The sequence below is a fragment of the Curtobacterium sp. AG1037 genome (assembly GCF_003349855.1).
Lineage (GTDB): Bacteria > Actinomycetota > Actinomycetes > Actinomycetales > Microbacteriaceae > Curtobacterium > Curtobacterium citreum.
This window is the reverse complement of the sequence record NZ_QQAO01000016.1, coordinates 1-17,632: the sequence shown is the minus strand read 5'-3', so window position 1 is coordinate 17,632 and position 17,632 is coordinate 1. Positions and strand designations below refer to the sequence as shown.

The 17,632-nt window shown below is 70.8% G+C and carries 16 protein-coding genes; 14 read left to right on the top strand and 2 right to left on the bottom strand.

Annotated elements, in window-relative coordinates:
* Window positions 1-96: 96 nt before the first annotated feature.
* Complete coding sequence (locus tag DEU32_RS16665; RefSeq protein ID WP_058728987.1) at window positions 97-288, bottom strand: hypothetical protein; 192 nt, start codon at window positions 286-288, stop codon at window positions 97-99.
* A gap of 93 nt (window positions 289-381) precedes the next feature.
* Between DEU32_RS16665 and DEU32_RS16660 the strand changes: the two genes are divergently transcribed.
* Window positions 382-1,533 carry an SLC13 family permease gene (locus tag DEU32_RS16660; protein ID WP_114851533.1) on the top strand — a complete coding sequence of 384 codons (1,152 nt, stop codon included), beginning with the start codon at window positions 382-384 and terminating at the stop codon, window positions 1,531-1,533.
* A 6-nt stretch (window positions 1,534-1,539) separates the two neighbouring features.
* Here the strand turns inward: DEU32_RS16660 and DEU32_RS16655 are convergent, their stop codons facing one another.
* The gene (locus DEU32_RS16655) at window positions 1,540-2,514 is read right to left on the bottom strand and encodes a magnesium transporter CorA family protein (RefSeq protein WP_114851532.1); all 975 of its coding nucleotides are present in this window, start codon (window positions 2,512-2,514) and stop codon (window positions 1,540-1,542) included.
* Between the two features lie 119 nt (window positions 2,515-2,633).
* Here DEU32_RS16655 and otsA point away from each other — a divergent pair, with 119 nt between their 5' ends.
* From otsA to DEU32_RS16590, 13 genes are all read left to right on the top strand, one after another.
* Window positions 2,634-4,229 carry an alpha,alpha-trehalose-phosphate synthase (UDP-forming) gene (otsA, locus tag DEU32_RS16650; protein WP_114851531.1) on the top strand — a complete coding sequence of 532 codons (1,596 nt, stop codon included), beginning with the start codon at window positions 2,634-2,636 and terminating at the stop codon, window positions 4,227-4,229.
* Window positions 4,222-5,004, top strand: coding sequence for a trehalose-phosphatase (otsB, locus tag DEU32_RS16645; protein ID WP_254631507.1), 783 nt, complete (start codon window positions 4,222-4,224; stop codon window positions 5,002-5,004). The genes otsA and otsB overlap by 8 nt, the downstream gene beginning before the upstream one ends.
* Before the next feature lie 72 nt (window positions 5,005-5,076).
* A complete protein-coding gene (gene ilvD, locus DEU32_RS16640) occupies window positions 5,077-6,771 on the top strand; it encodes a dihydroxy-acid dehydratase (protein ID WP_058742977.1) in 1,695 nt (564 codons plus the stop codon).
* A 46-nt stretch (window positions 6,772-6,817) separates the two neighbouring features.
* Window positions 6,818-8,638 carry an acetolactate synthase large subunit gene (locus tag DEU32_RS16635; protein ID WP_114851529.1) on the top strand — a complete coding sequence of 607 codons (1,821 nt, stop codon included), beginning with the start codon at window positions 6,818-6,820 and terminating at the stop codon, window positions 8,636-8,638.
* Window positions 8,635-9,135 (top strand): acetolactate synthase small subunit, encoded by a 501-nt coding sequence (gene ilvN / locus DEU32_RS16630; RefSeq protein WP_114851528.1) that lies wholly within the window; start codon window positions 8,635-8,637, stop codon window positions 9,133-9,135. Before DEU32_RS16635 ends, ilvN begins: the two co-directional genes overlap by 4 nt.
* Before the next feature lie 52 nt (window positions 9,136-9,187).
* Window positions 9,188-10,213, top strand: coding sequence for a ketol-acid reductoisomerase (gene ilvC / locus DEU32_RS16625; protein WP_114851527.1), 1,026 nt, complete (start codon window positions 9,188-9,190; stop codon window positions 10,211-10,213).
* Between the two features lie 207 nt (window positions 10,214-10,420).
* Complete coding sequence (locus DEU32_RS16620; protein WP_114851526.1) at window positions 10,421-11,611, top strand: mannitol-1-phosphate 5-dehydrogenase; 1,191 nt, start codon at window positions 10,421-10,423, stop codon at window positions 11,609-11,611.
* A gap of 49 nt (window positions 11,612-11,660) precedes the next feature.
* Window positions 11,661-12,104, top strand: a complete 444-nt coding sequence (locus DEU32_RS16615) for a hypothetical protein (RefSeq protein ID WP_058742973.1) — start codon at window positions 11,661-11,663, stop codon at window positions 12,102-12,104.
* Window positions 12,101-12,481, top strand: coding sequence for a hypothetical protein (locus tag DEU32_RS16610; RefSeq protein WP_058742972.1), 381 nt, complete (start codon window positions 12,101-12,103; stop codon window positions 12,479-12,481). Before DEU32_RS16615 ends, DEU32_RS16610 begins: the two co-directional genes overlap by 4 nt.
* 156 nt (window positions 12,482-12,637) lie before the next feature.
* Window positions 12,638-14,227 carry a phosphoglycerate dehydrogenase gene (gene serA, locus DEU32_RS16605; protein WP_058742971.1) on the top strand — a complete coding sequence of 530 codons (1,590 nt, stop codon included), beginning with the start codon at window positions 12,638-12,640 and terminating at the stop codon, window positions 14,225-14,227.
* 14 nt (window positions 14,228-14,241) lie between these two features.
* Window positions 14,242-15,303, top strand: a complete 1,062-nt coding sequence (locus DEU32_RS16600) for a 3-isopropylmalate dehydrogenase (RefSeq protein WP_114851525.1) — start codon at window positions 14,242-14,244, stop codon at window positions 15,301-15,303.
* A 14-nt stretch (window positions 15,304-15,317) separates the two neighbouring features.
* Window positions 15,318-16,433 (top strand): branched-chain amino acid aminotransferase, encoded by a 1,116-nt coding sequence (locus tag DEU32_RS16595; protein WP_114851524.1) that lies wholly within the window; start codon window positions 15,318-15,320, stop codon window positions 16,431-16,433.
* Window positions 16,434-16,457: 24 nt separating this feature from the next.
* Window positions 16,458-17,228: a fumarylacetoacetate hydrolase family protein gene (locus DEU32_RS16590; protein WP_058742969.1), complete on the top strand. Its 771-nt coding sequence runs from the start codon at window positions 16,458-16,460 to the stop codon at window positions 17,226-17,228.
* Window positions 17,229-17,632: the final 404 nt, after the last annotated feature.

Genomic DNA, 17,632 nt, shown 5'->3' with positions numbered 1-17,632 from the left:
CTCCTGGCAGTGGCAGAACTAGACAGCTCCATCAAGCCAGGAGGCCTCGTCGCGTCACAACCCCCGAAGTGTCACCAACGTCACGGCCGAGTACACCTAGCGCTGACGCGCCTTCACCGCGCGGTCGTCCTCGACGACCGTGCCGAGCGCGACGATCGTCGTCGCGAGCCACGCGATCCACGTGAGCGCGAGGCGCCAGTCCCGCGGCCCCTGCCGCGTCGTCTGCACCACGCTGTAGCCGCTGATGATCGAACTCCACACCGCACCGCTGAACATGAACTTCCGCACCGGTTCCTCCTCTGGTCGTCCCCGCCACGCTACCGGCCGCTACATTGGAGCGCCGCCGGTCGCCCTGCCCGGCCCGAGCGTCGAGGAGTCACCGTGCGTCAGGCCATCATCGGGGGAGTGCTGCTCGTGGTCGGCGCCGTGTGCGTCGTCCTCGGCCTCCTGCCCCTGCCCGACCTCGCAACCCTCGCCGAGCGTGTCGTCCCGGTGCTCGCGTTCGTGCTCGGGCTGACCGTCGTGTCCGAGCTCGCGGCCGACGCGGGCGTCTTCGACCGGCTCGCCGACCTCGCCGCGCGCTTCGGCGGTGGCCGCACGATCGGCCTGTGGGTGTCCGTGGTCGTGCTCGCGGTCGTCTGCACCGTGTTCCTGTCGATCGACACCACCGCGGTGCTCCTGACGCCCATCGTGATCGCGCTCGCCCGCCGGGTCGGCCTGCCCCCGATGCCGTTCGCCCTGACGACCGTCTGGCTCGCGAACACCGCGTCGATGCTGCTGCCGGTGTCCAACCTGACGAACCTGCTCGCGGTCGACAAGATCGGGCTCGACGGACCGATCCCGTTCGCCGGGCTCATGGTGTGGGCGGCGCTCGCCGGGGTCGTCGTGCCGTGCGCCGTGCTCCTCGTCGTGTTCCGCGGCAAGCTCTTCGGCCGGTACACCCCGGTCGAGGTCCGGCGCCCGCGGGACCCGGTGTTCTTCTGGGCCGCGTCCGTCGTGCTCGTCGCCCTCGTCGTCGCGCTCACCGCCGGCGTCACGGTGTGGATCGCGGCGCTCGCGGCGGCGGTGCTGCTCGTCGTCGTCGCGGCCTTCCGTGCGCCGTCCGAGCTCCGGCCGTCCCGTGTGCCGTGGTCGACGCTGCTGTTCGCGGCGGGGCTGTTCGTCGTCGTGGAGACGCTGCACACCACGGGCCTGACCGACCCGGTCGTGCACGCGCTGTCCGGCGGCACCGGGACGGGCTCGCTCCTGCTGCTCGGCGGCGCCGGTGCGGTCGCGGCGAACGCCATCGACAACCTGCCGGCGTACCTGGTGCTCGAGCCGGCAGCGGGGCACGAGGCCCTGCGCTACGCGGCGCTGCTCGTCGGCGTGAACGCCGGCTGCCTCATCACGCCGTGGGCGTCGCTCGCGACGCTGCTCTGGCACGCGCGGCTCGCGTCCGAGGGCGTGCACCTGTCGTGGGGGCGCTACATGGCGCTCGGCTGCGTGGTCGCACCGCTCACCGTCGTCGCCGGGGTGCTCGCGCTGCAGATCTGACCCGGGCTACAGCCAGTCCTTCGTCTTGAACACCCGGTAGAGCACGAGCGACGTCGCCAGGATCAGCGAGACGGACGCGGCGAGCCCGCTCCAGTGCCCCTCGCCCGGGAACGTCACGTTCTGCCCGAAGAAGCCCGTGATCGCCGTCGGGATCGCGATGATCGCCGCCCAGCTCGTCACCTTCTTCATCACGGTGTTCTGCCGGTTCGACGCCAGGTTGAGGTTCGTGTCGAGGACGCTCGACACGGCGTCACGCAGTTGGTCCACGGAGTCTGCGACGGAGACCAGGTGGTCCTCGACGTCCCGGAAGTACGGGCGGATGCCGTCCTGGATCGACTCGGCGTCGCCGTGCAGGAAGGACGCGACGCTGTCCCGGGTCGGGACGACCTGGCGCCGGAGGACGCCGAGCGCCTTCCGGAGCCGGAACGACCGCCGCTGGATCTGCTGCTCGCGGGGGTTGCCGTGCTCGAACAGGTCGTCCTCGAGCGCCTCGATCCGCGCCTCGATGTCCTCGACGGTGACCGTGGCGTGGTCGACGACCGCGTCGAGGAGCCCCCACACGAGCCAGGGCACCCCGTGGTCGCACACGTCGGCGTTGGCGTCGAGCCGTCGTTCGACCGCGGCCATGTCGACGTCCGGTCCGTGCATCGTGACGAGGGCGCGCCGGCTGACGAACGCCTTCACCTCGTGCGTCACGAGCTCGCCGTCGTCGTCGATGCCGTCGACGTCGTAGACCACGAGGAACAGGCTCTGCCGGTACCGGTCGAGCTTCGGGCGCTGCCCCGGCTCGAGGGCGTCCTCGAGCGCGAGCGCGTGGATCCCGAGCTCGTCCTCGACGTGTCGCAGGTCCTCCGGCCCGGGCTCGGTGTGGTCCACCCAGACGAAGGTGTCGTCGTCCCGCTCGAGCAGGTCCGAGACGCGGTCCACCGGGAAGTCCCGCTCCGCCGCACTCCCGTTCCGCCACGCCCGTGTCACGACCATGTGCGAAGCCTAGCCAGCGGCGACCGGGCGTCCGGCCGGGGACCGCCTGACCCCGCGCTGGTACCGTCGGCTCCGCACCCCGGCGCACCTTCCGGGCGGAACGGAGAGACCAGCACCTCATGGCAGCACCCACCGACACCGACCCAGACCGCTACGCGTTCGTCGTCGCCTCGAACCGCCTGCCCGTCGACCGTGTCGTCGACGAGGACGGCAACGAGGGCTGGCGGCACTCCCCGGGCGGCCTCGTGACCGCCCTCGAGCCGGTGATGCGGGCGAACGACGGTGCGTGGGTCGGCTGGGTCGGGCAGCCGGACGTCGAGGTGGCGCCGTTCGACAACGAGGGCATCCACATCGTCCCGGTGCCGCTGAGCGCCGACGACGTCGAGGAGTACTACGAGGGCTTCAGCAACGACACCCTCTGGCCGCTCTACCACGACGTGATCGAGCACCCGAGCTACCACCGCGACTGGTGGAACGCGTACAAGCGGGTCAACGAGCGCTTCGCCGACCAGATCGTCGAGATCGTCGAGCAGGACGGCGTCGTCTGGGTGCAGGACTACCAGCTGCAGCTCCTGCCGGCCCTGCTCCGGGAGCGCCGTCCGGACCTGACGATCGGCTTCTTCAACCACATCCCGTTCCCGCCGGTCGGCATCTACGCGCAGCTGCCGTGGCGCGCGCAGATCCTCGACGGGCTGCTCGGCGCCGACGTCATCGGGTTCCAGCGGCACGACGACGCGAGCGACTTCCTCCGCGCGGTCCGCCACATCAAGGGCTACACGACCAAGGGCTCGACCATCGACGTCCCGGTCGACGACCCGGCGGCACCGCGGAGCCGCAAGGGCATCACCGTGCGCCACGTCGAGGCCCGGCACTTCCCGATCTCGATCGACGCCGAGAGCTTCGAGGCGATCGCGCACCGACCCGAGGTCCAGGAGCGAGCGAAGGAGATCCGCGCGAGCCTCGGCAACCCGAAGACGGTCCTGCTCGGTGTCGACCGGCTCGACTACACCAAGGGGATCCGGCACCGCATCAAGGCGTTCGGCGAGCTGATCGAGGACGGCCGGGTCGCGGTCGAGGACGCGACGCTCGTCCAGGTCGCCAGCCCGAGCCGCGAGCGTGTGGACACGTACGCGGCGCTCCGCGACGAGATCGAGCTGACCGTCGGACGGATCAACGGCGACCTCGGCGTGATCGGGCACCAACCCATCTCGTACCTGCACCACGGCTACCCGCGCGAGGAGATGGTCGCGCTGTACCTCGCCGCGGACATCATGCTCGTGACCGCACTCCGCGACGGCATGAACCTCGTCGCGAAGGAGTACGTCGCGACCCGCTCGGACAACGACGGCGTCCTCATCCTGTCCGAGTTCGCCGGGGCCGCCGACGAGCTGAAGCAGGCGGTCATCGTCAACCCGCACGACATCGGCGCCCTGAAGGACGCGATCCAGCGCGCGATCGAGATGCCCCGCCGCGAGCGGTCGACGCGCATGCGCGCGCTCCGGAAGCGCGTCCGCGAGAACGACGTGGCCCGCTGGTCGCGCTCCTTCCTCGAGGCGCTCGACCGGCACGCGCCGAGCCGCGCCAAGCTCGACCCCTCGGCCGCCGACCCGGGTGACCAGCACGTCGAGCAGCTCCAGGACACGACGTCGATCTTCGACCAGGACGCGCAGACCGCGCGCGCCGCCGAGGACACCCGGGAGGCACGTGGTGCCTGAGCCGTCGACCGACCCGACCGCCCTGTCGTCGGCCCTCGAGACGCTCGCGGCTGCGCCGCGACTGCTCGTCGCCCTCGACTTCGACGGCACGCTCGCACCGTTCGCCGACGACCCCGCGAGGGTCGGTGCGCTCCCGGGCTCGTGGGCGGCGGTGCTGACCCTGCAGCGCGCCCGCGACACCGAGGTCGTGCTCGTCTCCGGACGGCCGCTCGAGGGACTCGCCCGGGTGTCGCACGCGCCGGAGGACATGGCGCTCGTCGGGTCGCACGGCGTCGAGTGGCGGGTCGACGGGCACGCCGAGGCCGCCCTGACCGAGGACGAGCACGCCCGCGTGGCCCGTGTCGGCGCGGCGCTCGACGAGGTGGGCGCACGGTTCCCGGACGTCGTCGTCGAGCACAAGCCCGCCGGGCACGGGGTGCACACGCGCCGGGCGAGCGCCGAGGTGGCCGCGGCGGCGAACGCCGCTGCGCACGAGGCCGCGCACCGCGCCGACCCGGAGGTCCTCGAGCGCGGCGGCAAGGACATCCTCGAGTTCGCCGTCCGGCACGTGACCAAGGGCGACGCCGTCGACCGGCTCCGCGAGCTGCGGGGCGCGGACGCCGTGTTCTTCGCCGGCGACGACGTCACCGACGAGGACGCCTTCCGGGTCCTCCGGGACGGCGACGTGGGCGTGAAGGTGGGGGAGGGCGACACGCTCGCCGGCCACCGCGTGGCGGACCCGGCCGCGCTCACCGACGTCCTGAAGCAGTTGGGGCGTCTGCGCGCGACGCGCTGACGACCCGGCCACGTGCCTCCCGTCCGACGGGTCGTGTCCCGCTGGTATCCCAAACGGTCCTAGACTCGCACCATGCCTGACATCGACGTGAAGCCGCGTAGCCGGGTCGTCACCGACGGGATCGAAGCGACCACCTCGCGTGGCATGCTCCGGGCCGTCGGCATGGGCGACGCAGACTGGGACAAGCCGCAGATCGGGATCGCGTCCTCCTGGAACGAGATCACCCCCTGCAACCTCTCCCTCGACCGCCTCGCGCAGGGCGCGAAGGAGGGCGTGCACTCCGGCGGCGGGTACCCGCTGCAGTTCGGCACCATCTCCGTCTCCGACGGGATCTCGATGGGCCACGAGGGCATGCACTTCTCGCTCGTCTCGCGCGAGGTCATCGCCGACAGCGTCGAGACCGTCGTGAACGCGGAGCGCCTCGACGGCACCGTGCTCCTCGCCGGCTGCGACAAGTCGCTGCCCGGCATGCTCATGGCCGCCGCGCGCCTCGACCTCGCGAGCGTCTTCCTCTACGCGGGCTCGGTCATGCCGGGCTACGTGAAGCAGGCCGACGGCTCCTTCAAGGAGGTCACGATCATCGACTCCTTCGAGGGCGTCGGTGCGTGCAAGGCCGGCACCATGACCGAGGCCGAGCTCAAGGAGATCGAGTGCGCGATCGTCCCGGGCGAGGGCGCCTGCGGCGGGATGTACACGGCGAACACCATGGCGAGCGTGGCCGAGGCCCTCGGCATGTCGCTGCCGGGGTCCGCTGCCCCGCCGAGCGCAGACCGCCGCCGTGACTACTACGCGCGCCGCTCAGGCGAGGCCGTCGTCAACATGCTCCGCCTCGGCCTGACGGCCCGGCAGATCCTGACGCGCGAGGCGTTCGAGAACGCCATCGCCGTCGCCATGGCCCTGGGAGGCTCGACCAACGTCGTCCTGCACCTGCTCGCGATCGCGCACGAGGCCGAGGTCGAGCTGACCCTCGACGACTTCAACCGCATCGGCTCGAAGGTGCCGCACCTGGCCGACATGAAGCCCTTCGGCAAGTACGTCATGGTCGACGTCGACCGCAACGGCGGCATCCCGGTGATCATGAAGGCGCTGCTCGAGGCCGGTCTGCTGCACGGCGACGTGATGACCGTCACCGGCAAGACCCTCGCCGAGAACCTGGCCGAGATCGACCCGCCGGAGCTCGACGGCGAGGTGTTCCGGAAGCTCGACAACCCGATCCACGAGACCGGTGGCCTGACCATCCTCAAGGGCTCCTTCGCCCCGGACGGCGCCGTCGTGAAGACCGCCGGGTTCGACGCCGCCGTGTTCGAGGGCCCCGCGCGGGTGTTCGACCGCGAGCGTGCCGCGATGGACGCCCTCACCGAGGGACAGATCCAGAAGGGCGACGTGGTGGTCATCCGCTACGAGGGCCCGAAGGGTGGCCCTGGCATGCGCGAGATGCTCGCGATCACCGCCGCCATCAAGGGCGCGGGCCTCGGCAAGGATGTACTACTGTTGACGGACGGACGATTCTCAGGCGGCACAACCGGCCTGTGCATCGGCCACATCGCACCGGAAGCCGTGGACGCAGGTCCAGTGGCATTCGTGCGCGATGGCGACCGCATCCGTGTCGACATCGCGGCTCGCTCGCTCGACCTACTGGTCGACGACGCCGAGCTGGAGGCCCGCCGAGCAGGCTGGGCCCCGCTGCCCCCGCGCTACACCCGCGGAGTCCTCGCGAAGTTCGCGAAGCTCGTCCAGTCCGCCGCCAAGGGCGCGGTCACGGGCTAGCGTCGACACCCGCACCACCGCCATCACTCCAGGCAAGGAACACCTCATGCCCACGGAAGCCACTCCGCTGTCCGCGGCCGCCGGTGCACGCCGGTCGCCGGAGATCCTGACCGGCTCGGGAGCCGTCCTCCGGACGCTCGAGCACCTCGGGATCACCGACGTCTTCGGCCTGCCCGGCGGCGCCATCATCCCGTTCTACGACGAGCTCATGGCGTCCACGACGATCCGGCACATCCTCGTCCGGCACGAGCAGGGCGCCGGCCACGCGGCCGAGGGGTACGCCTCGGCCTCCGGCAAGGTCGGCGTCGCGATCGCCACGTCCGGCCCCGGTGCGACGAACCTCGTCACCGCGATCGCCGACGCCTACATGGACTCGGTGCCGTTCATCGCGATCACCGGGCAGGTGTTCTCGACCCTGATGGGGACGGACGCCTTCCAGGAGGCCGACATCGTCGGGATCACGATGCCGATCACGAAGCACTCGTTCCTCGTGACCGACCCGGCGGACATCCCCGCGACGCTCGCCGCCGCGCACCAGATCGCCACGACCGGTCGTCCGGGCCCGGTGCTCGTCGACATCACGAAGGACGCCCAGCAGAAGTCGGCGCCCTACGTGTGGCCGCCGAAGATCGACCTGCCCGGCTACCGCCCCGTCACGAAGGCGCACGGCAAGCAGATCGTCGCCGCGGCGCAGCTCCTCGCCGAGGCCGAGCGTCCCGTGCTGTACGTCGGCGGCGGCGTGGTCCGCTCCGATGCGACCGCCGAGCTGCTGCGCTTCGCCGAGGCCACCGGTGCGCCGGTCGTCACGACGCTCATGGCGCGTGGTGCCTTCCCTGACTCGCACCCGCAGCACCTCGGCATGCCCGGCATGCACGGCACCGTCCCCGCGGTGCTCGGGCTGCAGGACAGCGACCTCATCATCGCCCTCGGTGCACGGTTCGACGACCGCGTGACCGGCAAGGCCGACGAGTTCGCGCCGCACGCCAAGGTCGTGCACGTCGACATCGACCCCGCCGAGATCTCGAAGATCCGGTTCGCCGACGTGCCGATCGTCGGCGACGCCCGCGAGGTCCTCGGCGACCTGCTCGAGGCCTGGGGCGACGTCGCCGCGGACCGTGCCGACACGAGCGCGTGGTGGACCAAGCTCGAGCAGCTCCGGACGGACTTCCCGCTCGGGTACGCCGAGCCGACCGACGGACTCCTCGCCCCGCAGGCGATCATCCGCCGCATCGGCGAGCTCACCGGGCCCGAGGCCGTCTACGCCTCCGGGGTCGGCCAGCACCAGATGTGGTCGGCGCAGTTCATCAAGTACGAGCGGCCGCACGCGTGGCTGAACTCGGGCGGCGCGGGCACGATGGGCTACTCGGTCCCCGCGGCGATGGGCGCGAAGGTCGCCGAGCCGGACCGCGTGGTCTGGGCGATCGACGGCGACGGCTGCTTCCAGATGACGAACCAGGAGCTCGCGACCTGCGTCATCAACGACATCCCGATCAAGGTCGCGGTCATCAACAACTCGTCGCTCGGCATGGTGCGGCAGTGGCAGACGCTGTTCTACGACGGTCGGCACTCCTTCACCGACCTCGAGACCGGCCACGAGAGCCGTCGCGTGCCGGACTTCGTGAAGCTCGCCGACGCGTACGGTGCCCTCGGCATCCGCGTCGAGCGCGCCGACCAGGTCGACGACGCGATCAAGCTCGCCCTCGAGACGAACGACCGCCCCGTCGTCATCGACTTCGTGGTGAGCCGTGACTCCATGGTGTGGCCGATGGTCCCGCAGGGGGTCGGCAACTCCTCGATCGAGTACGCCCGCGACCACGCGCCCAGCTGGGACGTCGAGGACGCCGACATGACCGGAGACCCCGCATGAGCCACGTCCTCTCCCTGCTCGTCGAGGACAAGCCGGGTCTGCTGACGCGCGTCGCCGGGCTGTTCGCCCGTCGCGGCTTCAACATCGAGTCGCTCGCGGTGGGCAACACCGAGGTCGAGGGCCGCAGTCGGATCACGGTCGTCGTGGACGTCGAGGACCTGCCGCTCGAGCAGGTCACGAAGCAGCTGAACAAGCTCGTCAACGTGATCAAGATCGTCGAGCTCGACTTCTCGCAGTCGGTGCAGCGCGAGCACATGCTCGTCAAGGTCCGGGTCGACAACCAGACCCGGTCGGCGGTCCTCGAGGCCGTGACCCTCTTCCGTGCGCAGGTCGTCGACGTGGCGACCGACTCGCTCGTGGTCGAGGTGACCGGCGACCCCGGCAAGATCCAGGCCATCCTCCGCGTCCTCGAGCCGTACGGCATCAAGGAACTCGCCCGTGCCGGCCTGCTCGGCATGGGCCGCGGCCCGAAGAGCATCACCGACCGCGTCCGCTGAACACCGCTCCAGCACGCGCACCAGACCACCAGAACCAAGGAGACACACCCTCGTGACTGACATCGTGTACGACGCCGACGCCGACCTGACGCTCATCCAGGGCAAGAAGGTCGCCGTCATCGGCTACGGCTCGCAGGGCCACGCCCACGCCCTCAACCTCCGCGACTCGGGCGTCGAGGTCAAGATCGGCCTCAAGGAGGGCTCGAAGAGCCGTCAGAAGGCCGAAGAGGCGGGCTTCGACGTGCAGACCCCGGCCGAGGTCACGAAGTGGGCCGACGTCGTCGTCATCCTCGCTCCGGACCAGGTCCAGCGCATCGTCTACCGCGAGGACATCGAGCCGAACCTCAAGCGGGGCGCCACGCTCGTCTTCGGCCACGGCTTCAACATCCGCTACGGCTACATCGAGGCCCCCGAGGGCGTCGACGTCTCCCTCGTCGCGCCGAAGGGCCCCGGTCACACCGTGCGCCGCGAGTACGAGGCCGGCCGCGGCGTGCCCGTGATCGTGGCCGTCGAGGTCGACGCGTCCGGATCGGCCTGGGACCTCGCGTGGTCCTACTCGAAGGCGATCGGCGGCCTGCGCGCCGGCGGCATCAAGACGACCTTCACCGAGGAGACCGAGACCGACCTGTTCGGTGAGCAGGCCGTGCTCTGCGGTGGCACCTCGCAGCTCATCCAGTACGGCTTCGAGACCCTGACCGAGGCCGGCTACCAGCCGCAGATCGCGTACTTCGAGGTCCTGCACGAGCTCAAGCTCATCGTCGACCTCATCTGGGAGGGCGGTCTCACGAAGCAGCGCTGGTCGATCTCCGACACGGCCGAGTTCGGCGACTACGTCTCCGGCCCGCGCGTGATCTCGCCCGAGGTCAAGGAGAACATGAAGGCCGTCCTCGCGGACATCCAGGACGGCACCTTCGCGAAGCGCTTCATCGCGGACCAGGACGCCGGCGCACCGGAGTTCACGGCCCTGCGCGAGAAGGGCGAGAACCACCCGATCGAGGCGACCGGCCGCGAGCTCCGCGCCCTGTTCGCGTGGAAGTCGAACGACGCCGACTACGTGGACGGCTCTGCCGCGCGGTAGTCTGCGGACACCACACTCGACGACGAGGCGGCGGTGCGACTGCACCGCCGCCTCGCGATGTGACACGGACCTCATGCACCAGTACCCCACCTGTCCCCGCGCCGCCCGACGGCCGGGTGCCGCCGACCCCGTGACCACCCTCGCGACGGCCCTGCCGTCCACGAGGAGTGGTCACGACCGGTCCTCCCGACGTGCGAGGATCGACGGATGGCGGTGACGAAGCGAGCGGTCCACATCGGCGCCGGCAAGATCGGGCGCGGATTCGTGGGCCAGTTCCTGGTCGCGAGCGGCTACGAGCTCACCTTCGTCGACGTCGACGCCCGGGTCGTCTCGGCCCTCAACGAGGCCGGCCGCTTCGTGGTGCACGAGGTCGGCGAGATGCCCGTCGAGCACCTCGTGTACGGCTTCCACGCGCTGAGCAGCAAGACCGACCGCGACCGTGTCGTGCGGGCGATCGCGGAGGCCGACGTCGTCACCACGGCCGTCGGGGCCCGCACGCTGCCGCTCGTCGCCCCGGTCATCGCCGAGGGCCTGGCCGCCCGGCCGCTCGACCGCGGTGACGTCACGATCGTCGCCTGCGAGAACGCGTTCAACGCGACCGACTCCCTGCACGCCAGCATCCGTCGTGCGCCGATCCTCGAGGACCGCGACATCGCCGCCGTCTTCGCCAACTGCGCGATCGACCGGATCGTCCCCGACCAGTCCGGCGTGCTCGGCCAGTCCGGCGGGCTCGACGTCGTGCTCGAGCCGTTCTACGAGTGGGTCATCGAGCGGACGCCGTTCGCCGACTCGGATTCCGAGCCGCCGCAGATCGACGGCGTGACGTGGGTCGACGACCTGCAGCCGTTCGTCGAGCGCAAGCTCTACACGGTGAACACCGCGCACGCGACGGCCGCCTACCACGGCTACGTCCGGGGGATCCGGCTCATCCGCGAGGCCCTCGAGGACCGCGACGTCCGCGCCGAGGTGGACGGCGTCCTCGCCGAGACCACCGCGCTGCTCGTGGCGAAGCACGGGTTCGACCCGGCCGAGCACGCCCGCTACGTCGCCGCGAACCTGACCCGCATCGCGAACCCGCTGCTCCCGGACACCACCGTCCGGGTCGGGCGGAACCCGCTCCGGAAGCTCGGCCGTCGCGAGCGCTTCGTCGGCCCCGCGTCGCAGCTCGCCGAGCGTGGCCTGCCGGTCGACCACCTGCTCGGTGCCGTCCGCGCCGCGCTCGCGTTCGACGACGAGAACGACCCCGAGTCGATCGAGCTGCACGCGCTCCTGCGCTCCGGCGCGACCGCGCACGCGCTCACCGAGATCCTCACGGGCCTGATGGAGAGCCACCCGCTCTTCCCGGCCGTGCGCGAGGTCGTCGCCGAGGTCCTCGCGACCCAGCCCGCCGACGTCTGACGACGCCGCGGTGCGGCCGCGGTCGTCGACGGCTCGTAGAATCGTCCCCATGACGACGGCAGCTTCCCCGCCCGACGGCTCGGTCGACCGCGACGACGACGAAGCCCTCAGCTGGGGCGACGCCGACGACGCGACCCACGTCGACGCGGCCCACAACCCGGTCGCGGTCAAGGACCGTGGCGGCCGCGACCCCGAGACGCCCGAGACCTCCGGCGCCCTGATCGGTTTCGGCGTGTTCGGCGGGCTCTACCTGCTCTACACGGTCGCGTGGCTCCTCACGGCGTCGACGTCGTACGTGGCGAACGTCGACACCCTGCTGACGGTGTTCGTCGAGGTCCTCCGGTTCCTGTCCATCGTCGCGCCGGCGCTCTGGTTCACGGTCGTCCTCTGGGCGGCCCGTGGCCGTCGCACCCGCACGCGGCTCCTCTGGATGCTGCTCGGCGCCGCCGTCCTGTTCCCGTGGCCGTTCCTCATGACCAGGAGCTTCGGGTGACCGCGGCCACGCCGGCGACTCGCCGGCAGTCATCGCCCCTCGTCGGTCGGATCGTCGTCTGGGCCGTCTTCGGCGTCCTCTTCGCCTACATGACCGTCCAGAGCGTCGGGAACCTGGTGACCGTCTCGCAGTCGGTCCGCGCCTTCAACACGTTCCTCGAGTCCGCCTCCGGCGGCGGTTCGCTGCAGCGCAGCACCCCGTGGGTGTGGTTGGTCCTCGACATCGCGATCGCGCCGGTCGCGTTCGCGGTCGCCCTCTGGGTGACGCGCCGCACGCGTCTCGCCGTGACGGTCGGCGTCTTCGTGGTCGCCTTCGCTGCCGCGGGTGCGCTCTGGCTGGACCTCCAGCTCTTCGTGCCCCGGCTCCTCGACTTCTGACGCGACCACCCCACGGACAGGAGGCTCGTGGCACGCCCGCCACGATCCTCCCGTCCGCCGTGTGGTCCCGGACCGGACCACCGGGACGGTCGTAACCGCCTGCTCGCGTCGATACGATGGTGGGATACCGCCCGTCTCGTGTGAGGAACTGCAGCTGTGCCGAAGCCGGTCGTCCTGATCGCCGAAGAACTCTCGCCCGCCACCGTCGACGCCCTCGGGCCCGACTTCGAGATCCGGAACGTGGACGGTACCGACCGACCCGCCCTCCTGGCCTCCCTGGCCGACGCGCACGCCGTGCTCGTCCGCTCCGCCACGAAGATCGACGCCGAGGCGATCGCCGCCGCGCCGCAGCTCAAGGTCGTCGCCCGCGCCGGCGTCGGCCTCGACAACGTCGACATCAAGGCGGCCACGACCGCCGGTGTGATGGTCGTCAACGCGCCGACCTCGAACATCATCTCGGCGGCCGAGCTGACCGTCGGGCACATCCTGTCGCTGGCCCGGCACATCCCGGCGGCGCACGCGTCGCTCGCCGCGGGGGCCTGGAAGCGCTCGTCGTACACGGGCGTCGAGCTGTACGAGAAGACCGTCGGCATCATCGGCCTCGGCCGGATCGGCGCGCTCATCACCCAGCGCCTGCAGGCGTTCGGCGTCTCGGTCATCGCGTACGACCCCTACGTCACGTCGGCCCGGGCGCAGCAGCTGGGCGTCGAACTCGTGTCGCTCGAGGACCTCCTGCGCCGCGCGGACTTCACCACGATCCACATGCCGAAGACCCCGGAGACGGTCGGCATGATCTCCGACGAGCAGTTCGCGCTCATGAAGCCGAGCGCCTTCGTCGTGAACGTCGCACGCGGCGGGCTCATCGACGAGGACGCCCTGCACCGCGCCCTCACCGCGGGCACGATCGCCGGCGCCGGCCTGGACGTCTTCGTCTCCGAGCCGCCGAAGGACTCGCCGCTCCTCGCGCTGCCGAACGTCGTCGTCACGCCGCACCTCGGCGCCTCGACCGACGAAGCGCAGGAGAAGGCGGGAGTCTCGGTCGCCAAGTCCGTGCGCCTGGCGCTCGGCGGCGAGCTCGTCCCCGACGCCGTGAACGTCGCCGGTGGTGTCATCGACCCGTACGTCCGCCCGGGCATCCCGCTGATGGAGAAGCTCGGCCAGGTCTTCACCGGCCTCGCGACCTCGCCGGTCACGAGCATCGACGTCGAGGTCCACGGCGAGCTCGCGCAGTACGACGTCAGCGTCCTCAAGCTCGCGGCGCTCAAGGGCGTGTTCACGGACGTCGTCAGCGACCAGGTGTCCTACGTCAACGCACCGCTCATCGCGGAGCAGCGCGGGGTCACCGTGCGGCTCATCACCGACGCGGACAGCCCGGAGTACCGCAACGTGCTCACGATCCGCGGCGCCCAGTCCGACGGCCCGGCGATCAGCGTCTCCGGCACCCTGACCGGCCCGAAGCAGGTCGAGAAGCTCGTCGAGATCAACGGCCACGACGTCGAGGTCGCCCTCGAGTCGCACCACGTCGTGATGGTCTACACCGACCGCCCGGGCATCGTCGCGGTCTACGGCAAGGAGTTCGGCGAGGCGGGCATCAACATCGCCGCGATGCAGATCTCCCGCCGCGAAGCCGGTGGCCAGGCGCTCAGCGTCCTGACCGTCGACTCGCCGGTGCCCGCCGAGATCCTCGAGCACGTCCGGTCCACCATCGACGCGACCTCGCTCCGCGAGATCGACATCACGCTGTAGGGGAGTGGCGAGACATGGCACAGTCGCTCAAGCTCGCGGTCGTCCGCGGCGACGGGATCGGTCCCGAGGTCGTCGACGAGGCGCTGAAGGTCCTGCACGCGGTGCTGCCGGACGACCTCGTCGTCGAGGAGACCGCGTTCTCGCTCGGCGCGACCCGGTACCTCGAGACCGGCGACATCCTGACCGACGACGACATGTCCGCCCTCGCCGAGCACGACGCGATCCTGCTCGGCGCCGTCGGCGGCGACCCGCGCGACCCGCGGCTCGCCGGCGGCATCATCGAACGCGGCCTGCTCCTGAAGCTCCGGTTCGCGTTCGACCACTACGTCAACCTGCGCCCGACGACGGTGTACTCCTCGGTCGCGAGTCCGCTCGCCGACCCGGGCGAGGTCGACTTCGTGGTGGTCCGCGAGGGCACCGAGGGCCCCTACGTCGGCAACGGCGGCGCGATCCGGGTCGGGACGCCGCACGAGATCGCGACCGAGGTCTCGCTCAACACCGCGCACGGTGTCGAGCGCGTGGTCCGGTACGCGTTCGACCTGGCCGAGCGTCGGCCGCGGAAGCACCTGACGCTCGTGCACAAGAGCAACGTCCTCGTGCACGCCGGATCGCTCTGGCAGCGCACGGTCGCCGCGGTGGCCGAGGAGCACCCCGACGTCACGGTCGACTACCAGCACGTCGACGCCGTGACGATCCACATGGTCCGCGAACCCGGTAGGTTCGACGTCATCGTCACCGACAACCTGTTCGGCGACATCATCACCGACCTCGCCGGCGCGATCAGCGGCGGCATCGGTCTGGCGGCCTCGGGGAACCTGAACCCGGACGGCACCTTACCCAGCATGTTCGAGCCGGTCCACGGTTCCGCGCCGGACATCGCAGGCCAGCAGCTCGCCGATCCGACGGCCGCGATCCTGTCCGTCGCGTTGCTCCTCGACCACGTCGGTCGCGGTGACCTCGCGGCGGTCGTGACGCGGGCGGTCGAGGCCGACCTCGCCGGCCGGGGCACCACGCACCGCCGCACGGCCGAGATCGGCGACGCGATCGCCGCAGCGGCACGCACCACCACCGCCTGACAGGAGTCACCCCGATGAGCACCGACACCGACACGCCCTTCGATCTCGCGTTCGCGAGCGTCCCCTCGCCCGAGCGCCGTGCGGCGGCCGAGCGCGAGGAGATCCTGGCCGACCCGGGCTTCGGCAAGCACTTCACGGACCACATGGCGACCGTGCAGTGGACGCTCGACGGCGGGTGGCACGACGCGTCGGTCCACCCGTACGGGCCGCTCTCGCTCGACCCGAGCGCGAGCGTGTTCCACTACGCGCAGGAGATCTTCGAGGGCCTCAAGGCCTACCGGCACGCGGACGGCTCGGTGTGGTCGTTCCGGCCGGACGCGAACGCCCGCCGGTTCCAGCGGTCGGCCCGTCGCCTGGCGCTGCCCGAACTGCCGGTCGAGGTGTTCGTCGAGTCCATCCGGCAGCTCGTGCGCACGGACGTCGACTGGGTGCCGTCCGCTCCGGAGACCAGCCTGTACCTGCGCCCGTTCATGATCGCGACGGAGTCGTTCCTCGGGGTCCGTGCCGCGCAGGCGGTCGCGTACCACTGCATCGCGAGCCCGGCCGGCGCGTACTTCACCTCCGGCCCGAAGCCCGTGTCGATCTGGCTCTCCACGCAGTACGCCCGCGCCGCCCGCGGTGGCACGGGTGCGGCGAAGACCGGCGGCAACTACGCGGCGTCCCTGCTGCCCCAGCAGGAGGCCTACGAGCAGGGCTGCCAGCAGGTCATGTTCCTCGACTCGGAAGAGGGCAAGTACCTGGAAGAGCTCGGCGGCATGAACGTCGTGCTCGTGAAGTCCGACGGCACGCTCGTGACGCCGGACTCCGAGTCGATCCTCGAGGGCATCACGCGCGACTCGATCCTGCAGCTCGCCGAGGACCGCGGGCTCCGGGTCGAGCGCCGCCGGGTCGCCCTCGACGAGTGGCGTGACGGCGTCGCCGACGGCTCGATCATCGAGGCGTTCGCGTGCGGGACCGCAGCGGTCGTCACGCCGATCGCCGAGCTCCGCGGCGACGGGTTCACCATCGGTTCGCCGACGGTCGGCGCCGGCGAGCTCACGATGTCCCTCCGCGACGAGCTCACCGACATCCAGTACGGCCGTCGTCCCGACCCGCACGGGTGGATGACGCGGCTGACCGACCCGGCCTGAGCGCGGGATCGGTAGGGTCGAACGGTGAAGATCGCACGGTTCAGCAGCACGGGTGAAGACCCTCGGTACGGCATCCTCGACGAACGCGACCTGGTCGTGCTCGCGGGGGACCCGATGTACCAGGGGTTCGAGACGACGGGGGAGCGGGTGCCGCTCGCCGACGCGAAGCTCCTCGCCCCGGTGATCCCGCGGTCGAAGGTCATCGGCGTGGGCCTGAACTACGCCGAGCACGCGTCCGAGATGGACGAGCGCTCCGGGGACGACCCGGTGGTCTTCCTCAAGCCGAACACCGCGGTGGTCGGTCCTGACGACCCCATCCGTCTGCCCGCCGACGTCGGCCGGGTCGACCACGAGGGCGAACTCGCGATCGTGATCGGGTCGCTCGCCAAGAACGTCCGGCGCGAGGACTTCGCGAGCGTCGTGCTCGGGTACACGATCGCGAACGACGTGACCGCCCGCGACCTGCAGGCCCGCGACGGCCAGTGGACCCGCTCGAAGGGCTTCGACACGTTCTGCCCGCTCGGTCCGGTGATCGAGACCGAGATCGACCCGTCGGACATCCGGCTGGAGACACGCGTCGACGGGGAGCTGCGCCAGGCGGCCTCGACCGCCGAGATGGTCCACGACATCCCGACCCTGGTCGAGTTCGTGTCGTCGATCTGGACGCTCCTGCCCGGTGACGTCATCCTGACCGGGACCCCGGCCGGCGTCGGGCAGATCCGCGACGGCGAGGTCGTCGAGGTCCTCATCGAGGGCATCGGCTCCCTGAAGAACCCCGTCATCGCCCGGCACTGAGCCCGCGATGCCGAACGGCCCGCTCCCCACCGGGGGAGCGGGCCGTCCTGCTTCCTGGCGCGCTCCCGTGGGCGACACGCCCGGGCGGTGCGCTGGTTGGCGGGGTCCCTGGGGCGTGTGTAGAGTAATCACTCGTTGCCGCTGAGGCGGAGAACGGAACGGCCGAGACGGTCACCGGGTCATCGATCCGGAGGATGCAGTCCGGACGGGGTTCCGCTCAGGCAACCAGCCCCACGAACGAACACGCACCGCAAGGTGGCGTTCCGGGGTGTCGAGATTGAAAGCCCCTCTGTTGAGGTCCGGTGTTACCGGGCTGATTGGTGGGTGCGTCTGGTCCTTGAGAACTCAACAGCGTGCACATTGTCAATGCCAATTATTTTGACCCCGTGCGATCGTGGCTCTTT